This is a genomic window from Paenibacillus endoradicis (assembly GCF_024721975.1).
The window spans coordinates 293,552-313,850 of record NZ_JANQBB010000003.1 but is presented as its reverse complement, the minus strand read 5'-3'; the positions used below and the strand labels follow the sequence as shown (position 1 = coordinate 313,850).

Genomic DNA, 20,299 nt, shown 5'->3' with positions numbered 1-20,299 from the left:
ATGAGATGGCGAGGGATTCGATTGAGACGATTGTGGCTAGTTATAGTAGTACTAAGTGTTATTGTTACTGGATGTTCTAAAAATGAAAGTACTGATAAGGATGACGTCAATGAGATTGTGGTAGCTACACCTACACCCGACTCAAATCTTGTTGATCAAGAAGAAGACTCCAAAGCCAATAAGAACATTAATCTAAATCTCAACAAAGAATGGTCAACTAAAGTAACCTTCGAGAAAGAGAAAGCTACATTGACTATTCCCAGCTACAATGTGAATGTTAAGCCTTATCGTATAGACATGAATCTCACTAATGTTGAGAACATTGGACAGTTTTCTGGATTTACCAATGAACAGCTAACTATGTTAATGAATAATGGCTTTGTTGTTCTACCGAGTCAAGATACGAAGATGCACTATACTTATGATAATAACGAATATCTTGGAGTCCCTAACTTCATTACAGCTGATTCCGCCCTTCATATCTATCATAAATTTTATGATAAATCGTTGATGAGTGTTGAAACAAGCTATCTGTACGACGATCTGAAGCATATGTCGGAACAGCTGCTCTTCAATTCTATTGCACTCTATAACGTTCTACAAGATGAAGAATTGAAACAACTTCAGCAAAACAATATCGTTTACTTTCTAGTTGCCGCCGAACTAATTGGTGCATCTACTGACGTTACATCAACGGTTGATCCTGAGCTCACAGAAATTGCTAAACAAGAGTTAGTATTAATCGAACAATCTAGCGGATATGTGCAATCTCCACTATTGCAAACCAAGTTAGATTACTCACAATTTACAATTAGAGGTCACTATACGAGAAGCGATGAGTTAGGGCAGTTTTTCAAGACAATGATTTGGTATGGAATAGCGCCTCTCTCTGTTCTAGACGATAATGGAGAATTGATGAAATCAAATACATTTCAAGCGCTACTTCAATCATACGTAACATTCCTTGAACCTGAATCTGGGCAGTCAACTGCCGCTGAGTTATGGGCAAATATTTACAACATTACGAGTCAATTTGTAGGTTTATCAGATGATATTGAAGTATTCACGATGAATAAGCTGCGGATGTCAGTATTTGGAGATGACCTCAATCCTGATAACTACAATGACAATAAATATGAAGAAAAACTACGAGAAGCAGTCAAAGCTCTACCAGATCCCCAAATTCAGGGAAAGATCACAAAAGTCTCGACACCAACAGGTAAGCAATTCCGTTATATGGGACAACGCTATGTTCTTGATAGCTTCATCATGCAAGAGCTAATAGAGCCTTATAAACGCCCCATACCTTCTGGTCTTGATGTTGCTGGAGTTCTTGGAAGCAATACGGCTGAAAGCTTGTTATGGAACAAATATAAACCTCAAACGCTTTGGAATGAATACGAGCAGATCTATAGAAAACTTGAGAATGAGGTTTCTCATTATTCAGATGAACTCTGGGGAAAAAATCTGTACAATGGTTGGCTTTGGTCCATTCAATCTGCACTGACGGAATATGATGCGAATTCAGGGATGCCAATGTTTATGACGAATAACGCTTGGAAACATAAATCATTGAATACTGCGCTCGGAAGCTATACTGAGTTAAAACATGATACTGTATTGTATAGTAAGCAAGCAGCAGCGGAGATGGGCGGAGCTTCTGAGACCTCATCTCAGCATTATGTTGAGCCAAATGTGCCACTATATAGTAAGTTACTTTATTTAACAGATAGTACGATATCTTTGTTAGAAGATAACGGGATGTTGAATGAGTCTATACGCTCAGGAGCTGAATTGTATAAAGAGCTGTTGAAACTATTAATTAATTGCTCGATCAAAGAGTTAAACAATGAACCATTAACAGAAGGAGAAAGAGATGATCTACTCTGGTACGGTGGGAAAATGGAGTATATTTCGAATTACTTTTTGCAAGGTGTTGCAGGTGGTCCCAATGACTATTCCACAATAGAACTAAGCGACATGCTCGTCTCCGATGTTGCTACTATCGTCGATAAGGGGAATTTATCACTTGGTACAGGTACTTTTGATCAGATCTATGTGGTCGTTCCCGTCGATGGAAAGTTATATCTGAGTCGAGGATCGGTATATTCTTATTATGAATTTTTAAGTGATACTCGTCTTACAGATGAACAGTGGTGGGCTTTACATGGACTACAAAAGGATGAACTTGACTATGGCGTGTACCTTAATGTAACAGAGCCATCTAAAGATCTACCAAGTCAACCATTCTGGGTGACTAGTTTCAAATCAGATCGCAACAATGTAGAAATCGACGATTTAGAGATCGATTGGGAAGAGCTCACAGAATAGTGAAGTCCACTCACTAACAAAAAAGCCGTAGCGTCATCGAGATGCGCTACGGCTTGCTTGTGTCTTCCATTCAATCATTCATTACAAAATCAATAACTTGTTGTTGTTTTTCCTTAGTCAATTCTCCACTGTTATCGAATATTAATATCGAACTTTTTGGAATTTCCCAGTTGATTTCCGGAATGAAATTAACACGTTGCTCAAAGTCACTCCAGTTATCTAGCTTCCAACGATCACGTTCAGTCTGGCGATCAACAATACGATTGTGTTGAAGTTCAATATCTTCAAGCGTTACGACTATAACCTTCACATCGACTTGCTCTTTCGTCAACCCCGCTGCTTGGATAACATTCTCAATCCATTGCTCGTTACGAAGTTCTGCCGTAAATGGTGAAATCATAAAGACGTTTTGTCCTGCAGCTAAATTTTCGATACAAATATCTTTTGTTGTATCATATTCAAGATCACGTAGATTCTCTTTATAGAACTGAGAATCACGATCATTAATATCAAAACCTTTCATTGCAAGAAACGCCTCTACAAAACGACCTCCTACAGTGTCGCGATCGAGAAATGCTGCTGGTAGATGTTTACTTAAAATTTTTGCTACGGTTGTTTTTCCTGTACCTGCTACTCCTACGAAGAAAACTAATTTTTGCAAGATGATATCCTCCATTATGTTGTGAAAAAATGATATTCTTAATCTCTCACAAAGTATAGAAAAATGTCAACTGCATTACTAAGTAATCAATGAATTACTTAACATTTATTTCTCACCATAACGTCATATTACTTAACGAGTCATGCTCGTCTATGTACATTCACAGCTACTTCACAATTTATAGTATACGCATTTGTTCAATATGACGTCTTGTTTCATCAGTACCTAACTTGTACAATTCCTTATAAAGTTGCTTCAGACGATAATCATGCTCATCATTGACCATACTCATGTCAGGACTGTTATTATGGAACTGAAACATCGTTTCAAGCGTCCATTCATCACTATCGTCCACTTCTAGAAATTGCTCAATAATTCGATCATACTCTCTAGCATTAGCTGTAATGACCAGATGGTAATCAGCAATGTCTGGTTGCTCATACAGCTGTTTCGATTGCACATTTACGTAATAGATTTTACGGTTATCTTCTATAGAATCAATGTCGTTCATTTGGTTACGTATCCTCCAACTTCACATGATGTAAAACATATCTATAGCTTCTCTAATGAACAGACATTTTATTCCTGCTAAGCATATCCCTTCTCTTATATTCATTTGTTACTATGTCCCTTTCTATCCTGCTGTTAAGGACTTTTTTACATTAAGTAAGTCATTTTCGGTATAATTTCCATCCACTGCATTATAAATTTGGTTTGCCGCAGAAGAATTAGTTGAAGCTACTATACACATCTCGGCTAATTTATCTCCATGTACTCATGGTGTCAAATCATCAGGATAAATCCACGTTACTATTTCTTTTGAAGCATTTTTTCCAACTAGCTTATCACCCCAGTGAGAGTTATTTGCAAAGCAAATAACTCCTGGGCGTAACACAACACATTTAAGGCTATTAATCATAGCAATTTATCATTTACTCCGTGGCTTCAACCTTTTGAAAACAAAAAATCACCTCCAAGTATGTCTTCCTAGTTTTAGCTAAGGATGCTTTACTTGAGGGTGATTGGTTATGAAATTTGATGCACATCATCAATAATAATGGGCAGACTATTCTGTGTTCTTAAATTCATCCAGTAGCTTGATTAACTCTGGGTTAGGCTCAGGATCGTTTAATTTAAGACTTCTCATTGAATCAACAACAATTTTCAACACGGCGTAGTTACGGTACCAGCGATTGTCACTTGGTATAATATGCCACGGACTAGCTTTGCTGCATTTTTCAAAAGCCTCTTCATAATACGCCCAATATTTTTTCCAATGCTTGCGTTCAGCAAGATCAGAAGCATCGAATTTCCAATTTTTAGAGGGATCCTCAATGCGACTTCTTAGCTTCTCCAATTGAAAATCATTGGATATGTGCAAAAAGATTTTGACTACGTGAACTTGGTTGTCCATCAAATAGGTTTCAAAATGATTAATTTGCTTAAAACGGCGACGTGCTTCCTTGTCAGAGACAATGCCATGTACCCGTGTAATGAGCACATCCTCATAGTACGAACGATTGAAGGTGGCGATATAACCTAGCGCAGGCACTTTGTTGTGAGCTCTCCAGAGGTAGTCATGAAGCTTCTCCTCTTCTGTAGGAGCCTTGAAGCTATAAGATGATATTCCCTGCGGGTTGAGACCTGAGAAAACATGCTTGATGACACCGTCCTTACCACTGCAATCCATACCTTGGAATATAAAGACGATTCCCTTGTCCTTAACAGCAACAAGCTTCTCCTGCAACTTATGAAACTCTTCCCTTAGTTTTTCAGTTTCCTCAGCGATTTCCTCTTTGCTTTGTAAGGCTCCAGTATACTTAGGATCAATCCCTGCCAGTCCACCTTTTTGCTTATCTTCCCAGACCAATGATTTTGACATATAATACACCTCCTATAAGACCTGCTATAGTTATAGTGTAGCTCTAAATAGAAATTATATCCATATTGTTATCACTAAACCATTACCTTCGCCTTTAGCCTTTATTAGAATATTGAATACTAAATACTTCAATATCTATTAAAGGCGTATTTATATTTTCGCTTGCTTCTTGCCAATTTAGATTTTTGAAAATACATTCATCTTTTTTCAGTTCTATTTTAAGTATGCCCAATCATTGCTTGTAGGCAGACAAGAAACCAACAATCCTATCTCCTCTGCCCCACAATTCCCACAGTTATAGGCTTTTCCATCTTTACGGACATGCATTTTATTTCTATTTGCACATATACGTTATAGTATGTGAGGTTAGTGTGAAGATAGAGAGGAATGAAGCCTATGTGTGGTATGACAGGATGGATAGACTGGCAGAACAACTTACTGCATAGCAGTGAAACACTTGAAGCAATGACAGATACGCTCACACCGCGAGGTCCAGACGCCGCTGGAACTTGGCTATCTGTTCATTGTGCATTGGGACATCGACGACTTGCAGTAATGGACCCGAGTAACGGTGCTCAACCCATGGTGCGATATCGTGAAAATGATCAATTTGTCATCGTATATAATGGTGAAATATACAATGCACAAGAGCTTACCGAGCAATTACGCTCCTACGGTTGGCGATTTACAACAACATGTGATACGGAAGTATTGTTAACAGCATATATGCACTGGGGCAAAGACTGCTTGGAACATTTAAATGGAATATTTGCATTTGCAGTATGGGATGTTCAGCAAGAAGAGTTATTTCTGGCAAGAGATAGACTTGGTGTAAAACCGTTATTTTTCGCGGATCAAGGTTCTCGCTTCATTTTTGGTTCTGAATTAAAAACGTTGCTAACTCACCCTGAAGTCAAACCCGAAGTAAGTCGAGAAGGATTAGCGGAAATATTTATTGTTGGACCAGCCCGTACACCTGGTCACGGCGTATATGAAGGAATATCCGAACTTAAAGCAGGACAATGTATGACGATTAACAAGTCTGGTACGAGATTACAAACGTATTGGAAACTAGAAAGCAGAGAGCATGAACACTCCATGGAGCAAACGATAGATCATGTTCAAGAGCTACTACTAGATACTATGAACAGGCAAATGATAAGCGATGTGCCTATTTGCACATTATTATCAGGCGGTCTAGATTCAAGTGCATTAACTGCAATGGCAGTACAATTCTATCGAGACAAAGATGCTAGTTCTCTTCATACGTACTCTGTCGATTATGTTGACAATGACAAGCACTTTAAAGCACATTCTTTCCAACCTAATAGTGATACCCCATATATCGAACTTATGACCTCTCACTTATCCACTGTTCATCATTATATTCAGTTTGATACTCCTGATCTTATTTCCGCATTGTATGACGCAACGATCGCAAGAGATTTACCAGGTATGGCTGATATTGATTCATCACTACTACTATTCTGTCGTGAAATTAAAAAGAACGCTACCGTTGCCATTTCTGGTGAAGCAGCTGATGAAATTTTTGGTGGTTACCCATGGTTTCATAAAGAAGAAACGTTACATTCAAGACAATTTCCTTGGTCCCTTGCAACTGAGTTCCGTAGCAATATTATTTCTCCTGAACTAAGTGATTGGATTAAGCCGCAGCAATATGCTGCTCAGAGATTCGAAGAAGCAACTTATGAAGTTCCACACTTACAAGGCGAAGATGAACATCTACGAGCAGTAAGGCAGATGTCATATATGAATATTTCTAGATTTATGCCAACGTTGTTAGATCGTAAAGATCGGATGAGCATGGCAGCAGGACTTGAAGTGAGGGTCCCTTTCTGTGATCATCGCTTAGTTGATTATGTCTTCAATATTCCATGGGAATTCAAAACATCTGGAGATCGTGAGAAAGGAATTTTGCGTAAATCGCTAAGAGGTATATTACCGGAAGAGATTATTACTAGAAAGAAAAGTCCCTATCCTAAGACGCATAATCCCGCTTATCTAGCAGCAGTTACAGGATTAATGAAAGATATTTTGAATGACGATAGTTCTCCGTTATTGAAACTCATTAATAAAGATGTTATTGAAAACTTATTGAAGTCCGATCAGTCCTCTTCACTTGTACCTTGGTTTGGGCAACTAATGTCTGGTCCGCAGCTCTATGCTTATTTATATCAAATTAATGTGTGGATGAAGGAGAACAAAGTTAGCATCGTTTAAGTGCGCTGGATGAACACTGCGAGGACTTATCGCTGTTAGTGAAAAAAGAGTTAATGATTAAGTTCAAAAGATGTAAATTACAAAAATAAGGATGAATCATCTTACAGTACATTCCTGTAAAGATGAAATCATCCTTATTTTCATATTTTAAGTTATTTTATATCAAACGTTGTACGAAGTTGTGGCATTAATTGCTTTAATGCTTCGCCTCTATGACTGATCTTACCTTTTTCCTCTTTGCTTAACTGAGCCATACTACAGTCTAGCTGAGGAACGTAAAAGTAAGGATCATAACCAAATCCACCTGCACCATGTGGTTTATCTGTAATGATACCAGCTACTAGCCCTTCGGCTACAACGAATTGCTCCGTGTCTGGAATATACAATGCTAGAGCGCAGCGAAACTGAGCATGACTTAACAAGTTGGAGCCGTCTGTGAGTGGATCAAGTTCTAACTTTGCATTCAATTGCTGAAGTTGTTGAATAAGCTTCTCATTGTTACTGGCATCGGTCGCTCCTTCTCCGGAAAAACGCGCGGAGTATACTCCTGGAGCACCATCTAATGCATCTACAGATAGACCGGAATCATCAGCTAATACCGGAACTCCAATAGCATCGCCAGTCACTTTAGCTTTGATCTTCGCATTAGCTATAAACGTATCCCCATCTTCGACAATGTCGGGAATAGACGGATAATCGAATAAGCTTTTCACTTCAATACCTAATTTGGCAAAAGCATGTGCGAATTCTTTCACCTTACCTTCATTTTTCGTCGCAATAACGATTGTCGTAAGGGCGCTCATCTACTCACCTCTAATTTTGTCAGCAGCAGCACCTAGTGCTTCTTTCTGCTTTTCAATTAGACTTTCAATGCCTACTTCTGCTAACGCTAACAATTCATTAAGTTCTAGTCTAGTGAACGGAGCTTCTTCACCTGTGCCTTGAACTTCAACAAATTTACCACTACCCGTCATAACAACATTCATATCTACTTTTGCTTTTGAATCTTCTTCATAGTTCAAATCAAGCATCGGGATTTCATTAATAACGCCAACACTTACTGAAGCTAGAAAATCATTAATTGGATATACTGCAAAATTATGCTGTTTCGCTAGATGTTCAATTGCTAAGCAAAGGGCAACAAACGCACCCGTAATTGAAGTTGTTCTCGTACCACCATCAGCTTGTAGTACATCACAATCTAATGTAATTGTACGTTCACCTAATGCTTGTAAATTAACAACGGAACGAAGTGCTCTTCCGATTAGACGTTGAATTTCCATCGTACGTCCTGTTAATTTACCACGATTCGCTTCACGATGATTTCTTGTATTTGTTGCTCTTGGAAGCATTGAGTATTCTGCTGTAACCCAGCCTTTGCCTTGACCTTTCATAAATGGCGGTACGCGCTCTTCAACAGAAGCTGTGCAAAGCACCTTAGTATCACCAAATTGAATTAGCACTGAACCTTCAGCATGCTTGTTAACGTTTGTTGTTATTATAACGGGCCGAAGCTCATTAGGCTGACGACTGTCATTTCTCATATTAATATGCCTCCCAAAACTTTTCATTTTCTCCCGTAATACATCTCATAGTTGAAAAGTATTGGATAAGAAAATTGCATCTAATTGTAATATATTTATGTACAACATTTCTTATTGTAACAAAGCATTTATGTAAATGCACCAGTAAATTGTATCTAGCTATTCATGTTTGCCTACAATTCGCTCCTTTAACCTACCTCGTTAACCAATGTTAACTAGCATTATATTAGAGAATTGTCTTGTGCTATCTGCAATTTGCGTATGTCAGAGGATATTTCATCTAATTTTGATTTCATCAAATCACACTTTTACATCCATTAATTAACAAAAGCCATTGTAATTAGTAGTTACTTCGTCTACTAATTACAATAGCTCACATCTATACGATAATAAACCCATCGAACTGTTAAAACGTTAACTTATGTTCGATCTGCTTTTCGATATTGATTAGGGGACATCCCTATAAGTTTCTTGAAAGCAGTACTGAAGTAATGCTGCGTATCGTAACCAGTCTTTTCTGCTATTTCTAATATGCTAAGACGCTGATCTTGAAGTAGATGTATAGCCCGCTTCATTCTAATAAATGTTACATAATGGATAAAGGAATATCCTAACTCCTGCTTAAATGCTCTACTTAAATACACTGGAGTCACATTTAAGTGACAAGCGATCTTCTCAAGCGACAGAGAGCCATCCCAATATCGCTCATCAATCTGATCTTTAGCTTGTTTAATTAATGGAGTTAGCATAATTTCACGATTCAGCTGTTGCTTTGCTTCCATATAGGAGTGAGAAACACCTGTATAACCGTTAAGATTAGCATACTCGCACCAGCGTATATCAATGTTCAAATATCGCTTAATCGACTCAATGATCTGCAATTCTTTCCATTGAGGAAGAGAACCAGCAAGCATTATAATAATGTCTTGCTTCTCATCACGAAATATATGTTGACAATGCTCTGCAATACATTCCTTAGCAATATTCTCAATCGCATATAGTATAAGTTGACGATCACGTTCGCCATGCATACTACGAAAATTGACTTGATCTTGCCATCTAACAATAGCAATTGCTTTCGGAGCAATAACTGCTAAGCGAAGAAATTTCAGTTGAACGATTATTTCATCTTGTTCAATTTCACCCTTTACCCACTCTTGACAAAAGCGTTCTCGTAAAGCATCAATATTTTTATCAATTTGCTTGGAAGCTTGAATCATAAGGGAGGATTGAACTTCATTTTTCTCTAATTTAATAACCATTTTACGTAACATCTCACTTAGTAATTCAGGGTTAATAGGTTTTAATATGTAATCATGTACATTAAGCTTAATAGCTTGTTGTGCATAGCTAAATTCATCATGACCTGTAATAATACTAACCAAACAATTCGGTAGTTTCTCTCGCAACTGTCGGATTAGCGTTAATCCATTCATTATCGGCATACTCAAATCAACAAGGATAATATCTACTTCATATTCTAATGCAAGTTCAAGTGCTTCTTCACCATCTTCAGCTTCAGCTACTACTTCCAGTTGAATATTTTGCCAAGGGATCGAAGCTCTAATACCTTCACGGATAATGGCTTCATCATCCGCTATGATAACTTTCCAAGTTTTCAACATTTGCTTCTCTCCCTTTCTGCTTTATGATCGGGTGACTGATCGTTACCATTGTGCCTTTTCCGACTGAACTATCTACACTGATTCCATATAGTCCCCCGAAACTAAGTTGTAGTCGCTCTTGAACATTTCTTAAGCCATAACCGACACTTTGACCGTTACGAGTTAACTCAAGTGTAGGTAGCTCTTCAGAGGTTGATTCAGCAAGAGATTGCAACACATGACGTAACTGTAGTAATCTCGCCTCATTCATACCTGCTCCATCATCTGCTACAGTAATACGTAGAAACCCATGACTAACACTAGCACGTATAGTAATATTCCCAGGCCCTCTGCGCTCCTTAATACCATGATAGATCGCATTCTCAACAAGTGGCTGTAATATTAATTTGATAACAAATAACGTTGTAATACCGTCTTCAATATCGACGGAATAGTTTAATTTATCTTTGTAGCGTGTCTTTTGAATGACAAGATAACTTGTGATATGCTCAATCTCATCATGCATCGGAATTAACTCTTGTCCTTTACTCAGTCCAAGACGAAATAATTTTGATAAAGCCTCAACCATTTCTGTTGCTTCTTTGGCGCCATCTTTTCGCGCAAGCCATTGAATTGTATCTAATGTGTTATAGAGAAAATGAGGTTGAATATGTGCCTGCAGACTTCTCAGTTCGGCTTCTCGTTTCATGTTTTGTTCTTGTTCAACCTGCATTAACAATTTCTTCATCTGCGTTAACATCTTATTAAAACTATTACCTAATCTACCTACCTCATCTTGACGTACTCCCGAAAAGCGAATATTCATATTACCTTCTTCTACTTTACGCATTGAAGATGCCAGTTGAGCAATCGGTCTTGATATAGAGAACGACAAATAATAAGATGCAGTAATTCCTAGCATGCAAACAACAAAAAGAAAGATAACTAAGTACAAATTAACATCTTTAATCGCTTGTAAAGTATCCCGCATAGGAAATACACCAACCGTCGTCCAATTCGTAAAATTAGATTTTTGATATAAAATTTGAAGCTGTTCATCCTTAGTATCAATAGCGAAACTTCCCGTAGCAGATTGTTCTAAAAGTTGAACAATCGCTTCACGATCTAAAGTAATTCCGTTCTTGGGAGAATAGATCAAATCGTTGTTATTATCTACTACGATGAGATAGCCACTTTTTCCTAATTTCACATCGCCAAGCATTTCAGCAATCACTCTTAACTTTAGATCAATGAGAACAACACCTTTCGTTGTTCCAGTATCTGGGTCTTGTATCGCTCTAACGACAGATACGATTTCACTATCTTTGTAATTGACATGAGTCGTAACATTACGTTCAGAAGGATGACCTATCATTTTGTAGATACCTCTAGCTGCCATTGCCTCATGATACCAATATTCTTCCGTTAGATTCCGTTCCGATCTTGCGTACATATCATTACTGAAATATTGACCATCCGCACGTACAATCATGATACCTGCGATCTCTGAATATAACGTTGTAAAGCTTTGCAAAAACCGATATAGACGATAACGATCTTCATCTTTGGCAATGGAGATTGATCCGTCATTAAGATATGTTTGAATATCTGGATCCATTGAGATGAAATAAGAGATATTTTGTATATTTGCTGCTTGGGCATCAAGCGACTTACTTACATTCCCAATCAGCTGCAATATTTGTGTATTAGATTGTTTTTCCAGCATATTACTTACTGTCCAAGATATTAATAATGTAATAACGAGAGAAGGAAGAATACTAATGAGAATAAAATGCAATATCAATTTATTACGTATAGATAAGTTATTGAATTGTAGCCATTTAGAAAACATCTCCTACTCTCCTTCCTATGACTCTCTCTATTTTGCATAGAAATGATCGACATTTTCTTTGCATACAACCGAAACTCCTGTATCTACATAAGTTGGTAGCGGTGCGATATTAGTATTCTTCCAATCAGGTATTGGCTCTAATATTTCATGGTGTAGATGGAATAATTGGATTAATGACCAGTACCCCATATTCCATGTCCCTTGAACAATTGTGGCTGATAGTACACCACTCTTTATCATATCTAACGTACCTTTATCTGTATCAAAGCCGATTACTTTAACTCTCTTATAGGCATCTTCTGCAATAAGTGCATTACCTACACCTACTCCACCACTTGCTTCGGTTACAAAGATCCCCAATAACTTGTCGTATTCACCTATTAACATCTTTGCTTTCTGCTCAGTGATAAGTTGATCACCTTTACCATCTTCAATAGCAACGACTTCTAGTTCTGGATATTCATTACGTAAAGTATCTTGAAACCCTTGTGTTCGTTGCTTATGATTCAACTGATTCGGGTGAGTGATAATACCAATCTGCCCTTTGTTTCCGACTAAATTAGCCATCTCTCTAGCAGCAGTTACTCCTGCCTCATAATTGTTTGTTCCGATAAAGGAATACGCAGCGCTATCCGGTGCGTTAGCATCAAACATAACGACAGGTATACCCGCTTCTACTGCCTTGTTAATTGCATCATTAAGCGCTTCTGAATCCATCGCTGATAAAGCAATCCCCGCAGGTTTTCTTGCAATAACCTGTTCCAGCACAATAATTTGCTCTTGTACATCGTATTGCGTCGAGCCTTTATATTCTATAGATACTCCTAGATTAGCGGCAGCATCCTCAAATCCTTTTAATATATTTTTCCAATAATCAATACCAGTGAGGAAATTTACCATGACATACTTCTCATCCATGCTTCCATGAAGTCCTGCTTCTTGTTCGATTGCTTCGGTACTATCGCCTCGATAATAAATGGCGAATAAATAGGTCGACAAGGTTAAGATTAGGACTAGATACATGAATATGAGCTTCTTCACGATTATCACCTCCAATTTCATCCATAATATTCAAAATTATAGCATATTTAGAACTTATGCTGATTTGTTTTTATTATAGATATCAAACGCTACCGCTAACAGTAATACTAACCCCTTGATCCCTTGTTGATAGTCTATTCCAAGCCCAATAAGCGACATTCCATTGTTCATAACACCCATCACTAATCCGCCTATAATTGCTCCAATAACTGTTCCCACGCCACCTGTTGCTGATGCTCCACCAATAAATGCAGCTGCAATCGCATCTAGTTCAAAGTTGACTCCAGCTTTTGGTGTAGCCGCATTTAAACGTGCAGCAAATACGAGTCCTGCAAGTGCTGCTAATACTCCCATATTAACAAATACCCAAAACGTCATTTTCTTCGTCTTCACACCAGATAGTCTTGCAGCTTTTTCATTACCACCTAGTGCATAGATATGTCTACCAACCACTGTACGCTTCATTACAAAGGAATAAAATAGAACTAATACAAATAGTAAAATAAAAATATTAGGTAAGCCTTTATATGATGCTGTAATCAACGTAAAGTAGTTAATAATCGCAGTAATGAAGACCATTTTAAAGATAATTATAGGTAATGGCAGCAATTCTAGATTGTATCGCTTCTCTATTAAGCGCTGTCTCCACTCTGAATATACAAGTAATAATGATAAGGCAATCCCTATTATGATCGTTACCATATGTGTGCTACTAGCATGAGCGAAATCTGGAATAAAGCCAGTACTTATCGCACGAAATCCATCAGGAAAGGGCGATACCGACTTCCCATTGAGTACAAGCATCGTTAAGCCTCGAAAAAGTAACATCCCTGCTAATGTCACAATGAATGCGGGTATGCGTACATAAGCAATCCAGAATCCTTGCCATGCACCTACTAATGCTCCAATAAGAAGAGAGAGAATAACGGCTAATACGAATGGAATATCATAATTAACCATCATTATAGCGGATACAGCTCCAACAAAAGCAGCAACAGAACCAACGGATAGATCAATATGACCAGTAATGATAACAAGTAACATCCCAATTGCGAGAATAAGAATATAACTATTTTGTAGTATGAGATTCGTAATATTCAGTGGTTTTAATAATGTACCATCCGTAAGAACTTGAAAAAATAGCATAATTAATATAAGTGCAATAAACATTCCATATTGTCTTATATTGCTGCGAAACATCTTTTTGAGTGCTTCAATCATTGGTTATTTCGCCCTTTCGTCATAAATTTCATAAGCAATTCTTGATTTGCTTCTGAGCGTATTACTTCGCCTGTAAACAACCCCTCATTCATTACATAGATGCGATCGCACATACCTAGCAATTCTGGTAATTCTGAAGATATCAACATAATTCCTTTACCTTCATCTGCTAATTCATTAATAATCTTATATATTTCATACTTCGCACCGACGTCTATCCCTCTTGTTGGTTCATCTAATATGAGCAAATCAGGCTCAGTGTAAATCCACTTACTTAAGACAACCTTTTGTTGATTACCACCAGATAAGTTACCTGTTTTCTGGTGTACACTTGGTGTCTTAATATTAAGTCGTGTTCTAAAATCTTCAGCATCCATTAATTCTTGGTGATCATTCACAATATTTTTTGAAGATATTCTTTTCAAATTTGCTAGTGTAATATTGTGCTTAATATCATCAATAAGAATAAGTCCATACTCTTTACGGTCTTCAGTTACGTATGCAATTCCATAATCTATTGCCGCTCGAATGTTGTTTAGTTTAATGAGCTTACCATTCTTAAAAGCTTCACCACTTACTTTACGACCGTAGCTCTCTCCAAAGATACTCATCGCAAGTTCAGTTCGACCTGCTCCCATTAAGCCAGCTACTCCTACAATTTCACCTCGCCTAATATGCAATTGGACATTATCAATTATGCAGCGCTGACTTTGAGTCGGATGATATACCGTCCAATTTTTTATTTCAAAAAATGTTTCAGCAATATTGGGCGTCCTCTCTGGATATCGATGCGTTAGATCACGACCAACCATTCCTTTAATTATCCGTTCTTCAGAAATATCATCTTGTGTCATATACAAAGTTTCTATTGTTTGACCATCTCGTAATATCGTAATCGCATCTGCTACTTTCATAATTTCATTCAATTTATGAGAAATAATAATAGATGTAATCCCTTCTTCTTTGAACTGAAGAAGTAGTTGAAGAAGGTTCTCACTATCTTCTTCATTGAGTGCTGCCGTTGGTTCATCTAGAATTAACAGTTTTACTTTTTTAGATAATGCTTTTGCAATTTCCACTAATTGCTGCTTTCCAACACCTATCATGCTAGCTAAAGTAGTCGGAGCTTCCACAAGTCCAACTTTGGCTAATAGCTCTTTTGTCGCTAAATCTGTTTCGTACCAATTAATAACACCTCGATGACTACGTTCATTGCCGAGAAATATATTTTCTGCTATAGATAACTGAGGAATTAACGCAAGTTCTTGATGAATAATTACAATTCCCTTTTGTTCACTTTGTGAAATATCTTGAAACTGACATAGAACATCTTCAAAGTAGATTTCACCTTCGTAAGAACCAAAGGGATACACGCCAGATAACACTTTCATTAAAGTAGATTTTCCAGCACCATTCTCACCCATTAAGGCATGAATTTCTCCTTCTAGTACTCGTAAATTCACATTTTCGAGTGCTTTTACTCCAGGAAATGTTTTAGTAATACCATTCATCGCCAAGATTACTTCTGACAAATTGCCACTTCCTCTCCTTCACTCACTTTTAGAAATGAATAGAAATGATTCGGTAATTACCAAATCATTTCTATCTTTGATAACCTATAACTAACTTAAAAATCGCTATCAGCGTAGTAACCTGAATCGATCAGTATTTCTTTGTAATTCATAATATCTACACTTACTGGTTCTAATAAGAAGGAAGGAACAACCTTCACTCCATTATCGTAAGTTGTCGTATCATTAATAGTAGCTTCTTTCCCCTCAAGAACAGCTTCAGCCATAGATACGGCTACTTTCGCAAGTTCGCGTGTATCTTTGAAGATCGTAGATGTTTGTTCACCTGCAATAATCGATTTGACAGAAGCCAGTTCAGCATCTTGACCACTAATGATCGGCATTGCTTTATCTCCTGAACCGTAACCTACACCTTTTAATGATGAGATAATACCGATACTAATACCATCATATGGAGAAAGAACTGCATCCACTTGATCAGATGTGTAGTTCGCACTTAGTAAGTTGTCCATACGAGACTGTGCTGTTGCGCCATCCCATCGTAATGTTGCAACTTGCTCCATTTTTGTCTGACCACTTTTCACAACTAATTTACCATTATCGATATATGGTTGTAGTACACTCATCGCACCATCGAAGAAGAAATAAGCATTGTTGTCATCGGGTGAACCACCGAATAGTTCAATATTGAACGGTCCCTTCCCCTCTTTCAGCCCTAACTTATCTTCAATGTAAGAAGCTTGAAGTACACCAACTTTGAAATTATCAAACGTTGCATAATAACTTAAATGTTCTGTATTTCTAATTAACCGATCATATGCGATAACTGAAATGTTCTCATCAGCCGCTTTTTGTAATACGTCCGTTAATGATTCACCATCTATCGCAGCGATAATAAGTACTTTGACTCCTTTTGTAATCATGTTCTCGATTTGAGATACTTGGTTTTCAATAACATCTTCTGCATATTGAAGATCTACATCGTATCCAAGTGCTTCAAATTCCTTTTTCATATTTCCTCCATCAGCAACCCAACGTTCAGAAGATTTTGTGGGCATGGAAAGACCTACACTTCCTTTGTCACTTTTGGAACCTCCACTATTACTTGAACATGCTGCAAGTGACATAACGATGAGTGAAAGTACAATAAACATTAAACCTTTTTTCATTTCTCTGAGCCCCTCTCACTATTTACTTACCTCTTAAGTGTAGAGTTTGAAGTGCCCAGCGTCTTTTGAATAAATTGACTTGTTTTTATAAATTTTTAACCTGTATGGAATGACATCACATAGTCAACCTTAATTTGTTAGAAAAACAAAAATCCCCGCTATGTAATAATGTACTACCCATAATTTCTCATGGAATAATTACATTAAGTACAATAGAGAGGATTTCACCATTCTTTATACGTTAATTGTCGTAGCTTGATGTTAAAGGCTAGAACTTGTAAGGGCGCGCCAGCTCACAGTACATTGCGAGCAAATTACATTTTCAAAGCATTCACATTCATTGGAATACTTACTGGTTCACTGTATGAGTTGTTATTTTCATCAAAGATGTTGATGTCACCATTTACACGTACTTGAACTGATGCTACTCCGGTGTTTTCAGCTACTGATAGAATAACAGCTTGCAACATTTGAGAAGGTACAAATAATCCTGGCTCATATGCTTCGTCTTGTAGATCAATATGGACGACTCCGTCATACTCTTCAATTGACGTTACTTCTACATCCGGAAGAATTACTGAAGTTAATGTTTTCGTGTTCTTCGGACCTACAATTAGTTGTTCAATCGCTGCCACTGCTTGAGAATCTTCACGATTAATCATACGAGTAACTGGAACAAAATACTGTTCTTCATTCATTGTTTCTGCTGAGAAGTATATTGTTACTGGAGATGCTTGTGAGTAATTCACACCTTCAGCAAGCTCGATATTAATTCCGATAGAACGATCTAGTACCGTTGCAAGTGGATATTGTGCTATAGGCATTTCACCTAGCGTTTCGCCAGCTACTTGTATCGTAACACCTTCCACTCCTTCAAGTGAAGTCAATGTCCAAGTAATAGCCTCGACAATTGCACGCTCGTCTGCAGCGTTATAATCCACAAATGGTTCAGAGAAGTTAACCGTCGCGATACCTGTCTCTGCATTCAATTCGTAGGACAACACTTCAGTCCCTTGTGGAACTAATGCACGAAAATCTACTGGTAAAGCGGTTGAGTACATTCCTTGGTCTACCATTACCTCAAGTAACTTGCTACCTACAACTTCGTCTTCAGCTAATGCCATTGGTAATGAGATCGGAGCAAGGTAACCATTCTTATCTTGCAAATAGACCGTATATTGTGTTGCTCCCTCAACATCATTGAACCAACTGCTTGTCTGCTCGTCTTGACCTTCAATGACTTCTGTCTGTGGAGGATCTATCGCCTCAGACGCAGATTTCGAGAATAACCCACATCCTGTAACTAGCATCGGTACCACCATCAAACTTACTAGCGCTGTTGAACGCAACCATTTTTTCATTTCCATTGTATAAATCCTCCCCTATTTTCATCAAAAACTTTGTACAACTTGTCTTTTGTAGTAATATGTATACGAGCCCTTCCAGTTTTTAGACCTATATTGTCCAAAAAAACATTTGCATTCAAGTATTTTTCTTTAAAGTGAGGTCAATCAAGTAATAAACGAAAGTTTTAGGAGGTTTTTGATATGTCACACACAGGTAAATATAGTTTGAATAGCAATGCTGTTGCTCAAGCGACATATAAACTATTAGAAGAACGTGGGGTTACGACAACCCATATTGCTGAGCTTGTCCATTTTCTTCAAAAAGAATATTCGGCTGACTTACAAGTGGAAGATTGTATTGTTCATGTAGAAGCCGTGCTTTCCAAACGTGAAGTGCAGAATGCTATCTTGACGGGTATTCAATTAGATATTCTTGCTGAACAAGGTCAATTAATTGCTCCTCTTCAAGAAATGATTGAAAATGATGAAGGTCTTTATGGTTGTGATGAAATATTAGCCTTATCCATTGTTAATGTATATGGAAGTATTGGATTCACTAACTTCGGCTATGTGGATAAATTAAAACCTGGAATTTTGAAGAAGCTTAATGAAAAAAATGATAAAGATATACATACCTTCCTTGATGATATAGTTGGTGCAATTGCAGCTTCTGCAGCTAGTCGCTATGCACATAGAAGACAAGCTGAGCGTGAAGGAGTAACAACTCCTCCGCTAGACTAATGCTTAACAACTTACGAAGGCATATCATATAGCTCTCAATAACGACAAAAAGCAAGGGAATATTCCCTTGCTTTTTGTCGTTATTGAGAGCCTTAGCCCGTAAATATTATGCCATCATCTTTCCGTACAGAATTGATGCGACCTTGTCTAACCAACTCTTCCAGATGAGCTATGATTTCAGTCAAAGCAAAACGCATATTATGAGCATTAAGACGAAGATGAGTGCCAAATATCCACTCGCAACATGAAAAAGCATCTACTTCATGTTGTTCGATTACATACTGTTCTATTCTTTCAAGACGACGTTCATGATGAGCTATAATCTCATAAGCCCGCTTCGAAAAATGTTCAAATGGCTCACGATGCCCTGGTAATGCCAGCTTCACTTCTAGCTCAGCCAGTTGATGCAAATTTACGATGAAATCATGAAGAACGTCTCTGTCCTCACCAGGAATGACACCTACATGTGGTGTAATACGTGGTAACACTTGATCAGCACAAATTAAGATGTGTTGTTTGGGTTCGTAGAACATAATTTGTCCATAGGCATGACCTTTTGTTTCTATGATCTCCCATGTGCAATCCCCAATATCAATCGGATTTCCTGCCTTAATGTATGTAACATTAGGAAAAGGTTCAACTCTAGACTGGAACTCTTGAAGATTATGTAATATTGCTTGATTAACATCTACAGGAACATGATGCAATTGTAGTAGCTCTGACATATTACGCTCATAATTTCCACTATCCTCGCCCCATAAATTCATTGTATATTGATGTGCTTCTTCCGTCATAAAGACAGGTGCTCCACTTAGTTGCTGCACAAAACCTGCTAATCCAAAATGATCAGGATGTTGATGAGTTATAATAATTTGCTCACATTGTTCCCACACCAACTGCAACTCTGATAGCACCTGCTCCCATACCGCAATACTCTCTTCTGTTTTTAAGCCAGGATCTATAATCGTGTAGCCTCTTTGTTCGAATATGAGATAACTATTTACCCATTTCAATGAAAATGGTACAGGCACTTTTACTTGAATTATATTTTCAATTTGCCGTTGCCATAACTGTTCCATCTTGCTCTCCCCAACCTTCTGTAATGGTCTTGATCCGTCATATATAATCACGGTC

Annotated in this window: 16 protein-coding genes; 3 read left to right on the top strand and 13 right to left on the bottom strand. The window is 37.7% G+C overall.

Going from position 1 to position 20,299, the window contains the following annotated elements; genetic code table 11:
- Nucleotides 1–2,331 (top strand): DUF3160 domain-containing protein, encoded by a 2,331-nt coding sequence (locus tag NV377_RS11715; RefSeq protein ID WP_258201395.1) that lies wholly within the window; start codon nucleotides 1–3, stop codon nucleotides 2,329–2,331.
- A gap of 70 nt (nucleotides 2,332–2,401) precedes the next feature.
- Here NV377_RS11715 and NV377_RS11710 read toward each other — a convergent pair whose 3' ends face one another.
- The 3 genes from NV377_RS11710 to NV377_RS11700 form a co-directional block, all read right to left on the bottom strand.
- Complete coding sequence (locus tag NV377_RS11710) at nucleotides 2,402–2,992, bottom strand: P-loop nucleotide/nucleoside kinase family protein (protein ID WP_258201394.1); 591 nt, start codon at nucleotides 2,990–2,992, stop codon at nucleotides 2,402–2,404.
- 178 nt (nucleotides 2,993–3,170) lie between these two features.
- Entirely contained in the window at nucleotides 3,171–3,503 is a 333-nt protein-coding gene (locus NV377_RS11705) for a hypothetical protein (protein WP_258201393.1), read from the bottom strand.
- 555 nt (nucleotides 3,504–4,058) lie between these two features.
- Nucleotides 4,059–4,874: a PPK2 family polyphosphate kinase gene (locus NV377_RS11700; protein ID WP_258201392.1), complete on the bottom strand. Its 816-nt coding sequence runs from the start codon at nucleotides 4,872–4,874 to the stop codon at nucleotides 4,059–4,061.
- Nucleotides 4,875–5,270: 396 nt separating this feature from the next.
- Here NV377_RS11700 and asnB point away from each other — a divergent pair, with 396 nt between their 5' ends.
- Entirely contained in the window at nucleotides 5,271–7,115 is a 1,845-nt protein-coding gene (gene asnB / locus NV377_RS11695) for an asparagine synthase (glutamine-hydrolyzing) (RefSeq protein WP_258201431.1), read from the top strand.
- A 152-nt stretch (nucleotides 7,116–7,267) separates the two neighbouring features.
- Here asnB and NV377_RS11690 read toward each other — a convergent pair whose 3' ends face one another.
- The 9 genes from NV377_RS11690 to NV377_RS11650 all read right to left on the bottom strand — a co-directional run bounded on the left by NV377_RS11690 (nucleotide 7,268) and on the right by NV377_RS11650 (nucleotide 18,445).
- Nucleotides 7,268–7,918 carry an XTP/dITP diphosphatase gene (locus NV377_RS11690; protein ID WP_258201391.1) on the bottom strand — a complete coding sequence of 217 codons (651 nt, stop codon included), beginning with the start codon at nucleotides 7,916–7,918 and terminating at the stop codon, nucleotides 7,268–7,270.
- Nucleotides 7,919–8,659: a ribonuclease PH gene (gene rph, locus NV377_RS11685; protein ID WP_258201390.1), complete on the bottom strand. Its 741-nt coding sequence runs from the start codon at nucleotides 8,657–8,659 to the stop codon at nucleotides 7,919–7,921.
- 419 nt (nucleotides 8,660–9,078) lie between these two features.
- On the bottom strand, nucleotides 9,079–10,284 hold the full coding sequence (locus NV377_RS11680) for a response regulator transcription factor (RefSeq protein ID WP_258201389.1): 1,206 nt from the start codon (nucleotides 10,282–10,284) through the stop codon (nucleotides 9,079–9,081).
- Nucleotides 10,250–12,115, bottom strand: a complete 1,866-nt coding sequence (locus NV377_RS11675; RefSeq protein ID WP_258201388.1) for a cache domain-containing sensor histidine kinase — start codon at nucleotides 12,113–12,115, stop codon at nucleotides 10,250–10,252. Before NV377_RS11675 ends, NV377_RS11680 begins: the two co-directional genes overlap by 35 nt.
- 27 nt (nucleotides 12,116–12,142) lie before the next feature.
- A complete protein-coding gene (locus NV377_RS11670) occupies nucleotides 12,143–13,156 on the bottom strand; it encodes a substrate-binding domain-containing protein (RefSeq protein ID WP_258201387.1) in 1,014 nt (337 codons plus the stop codon).
- A gap of 54 nt (nucleotides 13,157–13,210) precedes the next feature.
- Entirely contained in the window at nucleotides 13,211–14,377 is a 1,167-nt protein-coding gene (mmsB, locus tag NV377_RS11665; protein ID WP_258201386.1) for a multiple monosaccharide ABC transporter permease, read from the bottom strand.
- Nucleotides 14,374–15,909 carry a multiple monosaccharide ABC transporter ATP-binding protein gene (gene mmsA / locus NV377_RS11660; RefSeq protein WP_258201385.1) on the bottom strand — a complete coding sequence of 512 codons (1,536 nt, stop codon included), beginning with the start codon at nucleotides 15,907–15,909 and terminating at the stop codon, nucleotides 14,374–14,376. The genes mmsB and mmsA overlap by 4 nt, the downstream gene beginning before the upstream one ends.
- A 95-nt stretch (nucleotides 15,910–16,004) precedes the next feature.
- Complete coding sequence (gene chvE, locus NV377_RS11655; RefSeq protein WP_308860131.1) at nucleotides 16,005–17,078, bottom strand: multiple monosaccharide ABC transporter substrate-binding protein; 1,074 nt, start codon at nucleotides 17,076–17,078, stop codon at nucleotides 16,005–16,007.
- 314 nt (nucleotides 17,079–17,392) lie between these two features.
- Nucleotides 17,393–18,445, bottom strand: a complete 1,053-nt coding sequence (locus NV377_RS11650) for a GerMN domain-containing protein (RefSeq protein WP_258201384.1) — start codon at nucleotides 18,443–18,445, stop codon at nucleotides 17,393–17,395.
- 180 nt (nucleotides 18,446–18,625) lie between these two features.
- Here NV377_RS11650 and NV377_RS11645 point away from each other — a divergent pair, with 180 nt between their 5' ends.
- Entirely contained in the window at nucleotides 18,626–19,165 is a 540-nt protein-coding gene (locus NV377_RS11645; protein WP_258201383.1) for a phosphatidylglycerophosphatase A family protein, read from the top strand.
- A gap of 92 nt (nucleotides 19,166–19,257) precedes the next feature.
- Here NV377_RS11645 and NV377_RS11640 read toward each other — a convergent pair whose 3' ends face one another.
- Nucleotides 19,258–20,244, bottom strand: coding sequence for an MBL fold metallo-hydrolase (locus NV377_RS11640; RefSeq protein ID WP_258201382.1), 987 nt, complete (start codon nucleotides 20,242–20,244; stop codon nucleotides 19,258–19,260).
- Nucleotides 20,245–20,299 lie beyond the last annotated feature (55 nt).

Coding starts and splice junctions, on each gene's coding strand:
- NV377_RS11705 (WP_258201393.1), bottom strand. CDS start 3,503: ATGAACGACATTGATTCTATAGAAGATAACCGTAAAATCTATTACGTA.
- NV377_RS11700 (WP_258201392.1), bottom strand. CDS start 4,874: ATGTCAAAATCATTGGTCTGGGAAGATAAGCAAAAAGGTGGACTGGCA.
- mmsB (WP_258201386.1), bottom strand. CDS start 14,377: ATGATTGAAGCACTCAAAAAGATGTTTCGCAGCAATATAAGACAATAT.
- chvE (WP_308860131.1), bottom strand. CDS start 17,078: ATGAAAAAAGGTTTAATGTTTATTGTACTTTCACTCATCGTTATGTCA.
- rph (WP_258201390.1), bottom strand. CDS start 8,659: ATGAGAAATGACAGTCGTCAGCCTAATGAGCTTCGGCCCGTTATAATA.
- NV377_RS11680 (WP_258201389.1), bottom strand. CDS start 10,284: ATGTTGAAAACTTGGAAAGTTATCATAGCGGATGATGAAGCCATTATC.
- NV377_RS11650 (WP_258201384.1), bottom strand. CDS start 18,445: ATGGAAATGAAAAAATGGTTGCGTTCAACAGCGCTAGTAAGTTTGATG.
- NV377_RS11690 (WP_258201391.1), bottom strand. CDS start 7,918: ATGAGCGCCCTTACGACAATCGTTATTGCGACGAAAAATGAAGGTAAG.
- NV377_RS11640 (WP_258201382.1), bottom strand. CDS start 20,244: ATGGAACAGTTATGGCAACGGCAAATTGAAAATATAATTCAAGTAAAA.
- NV377_RS11675 (WP_258201388.1), bottom strand. CDS start 12,115: ATGTTTTCTAAATGGCTACAATTCAATAACTTATCTATACGTAATAAA.
- NV377_RS11645 (WP_258201383.1), top strand. CDS start 18,626: ATGTCACACACAGGTAAATATAGTTTGAATAGCAATGCTGTTGCTCAA.
- NV377_RS11715 (WP_258201395.1), top strand. CDS start 1: ATGAGATGGCGAGGGATTCGATTGAGACGATTGTGGCTAGTTATAGTA.
- asnB (WP_258201431.1), top strand. CDS start 5,271: ATGTGTGGTATGACAGGATGGATAGACTGGCAGAACAACTTACTGCAT.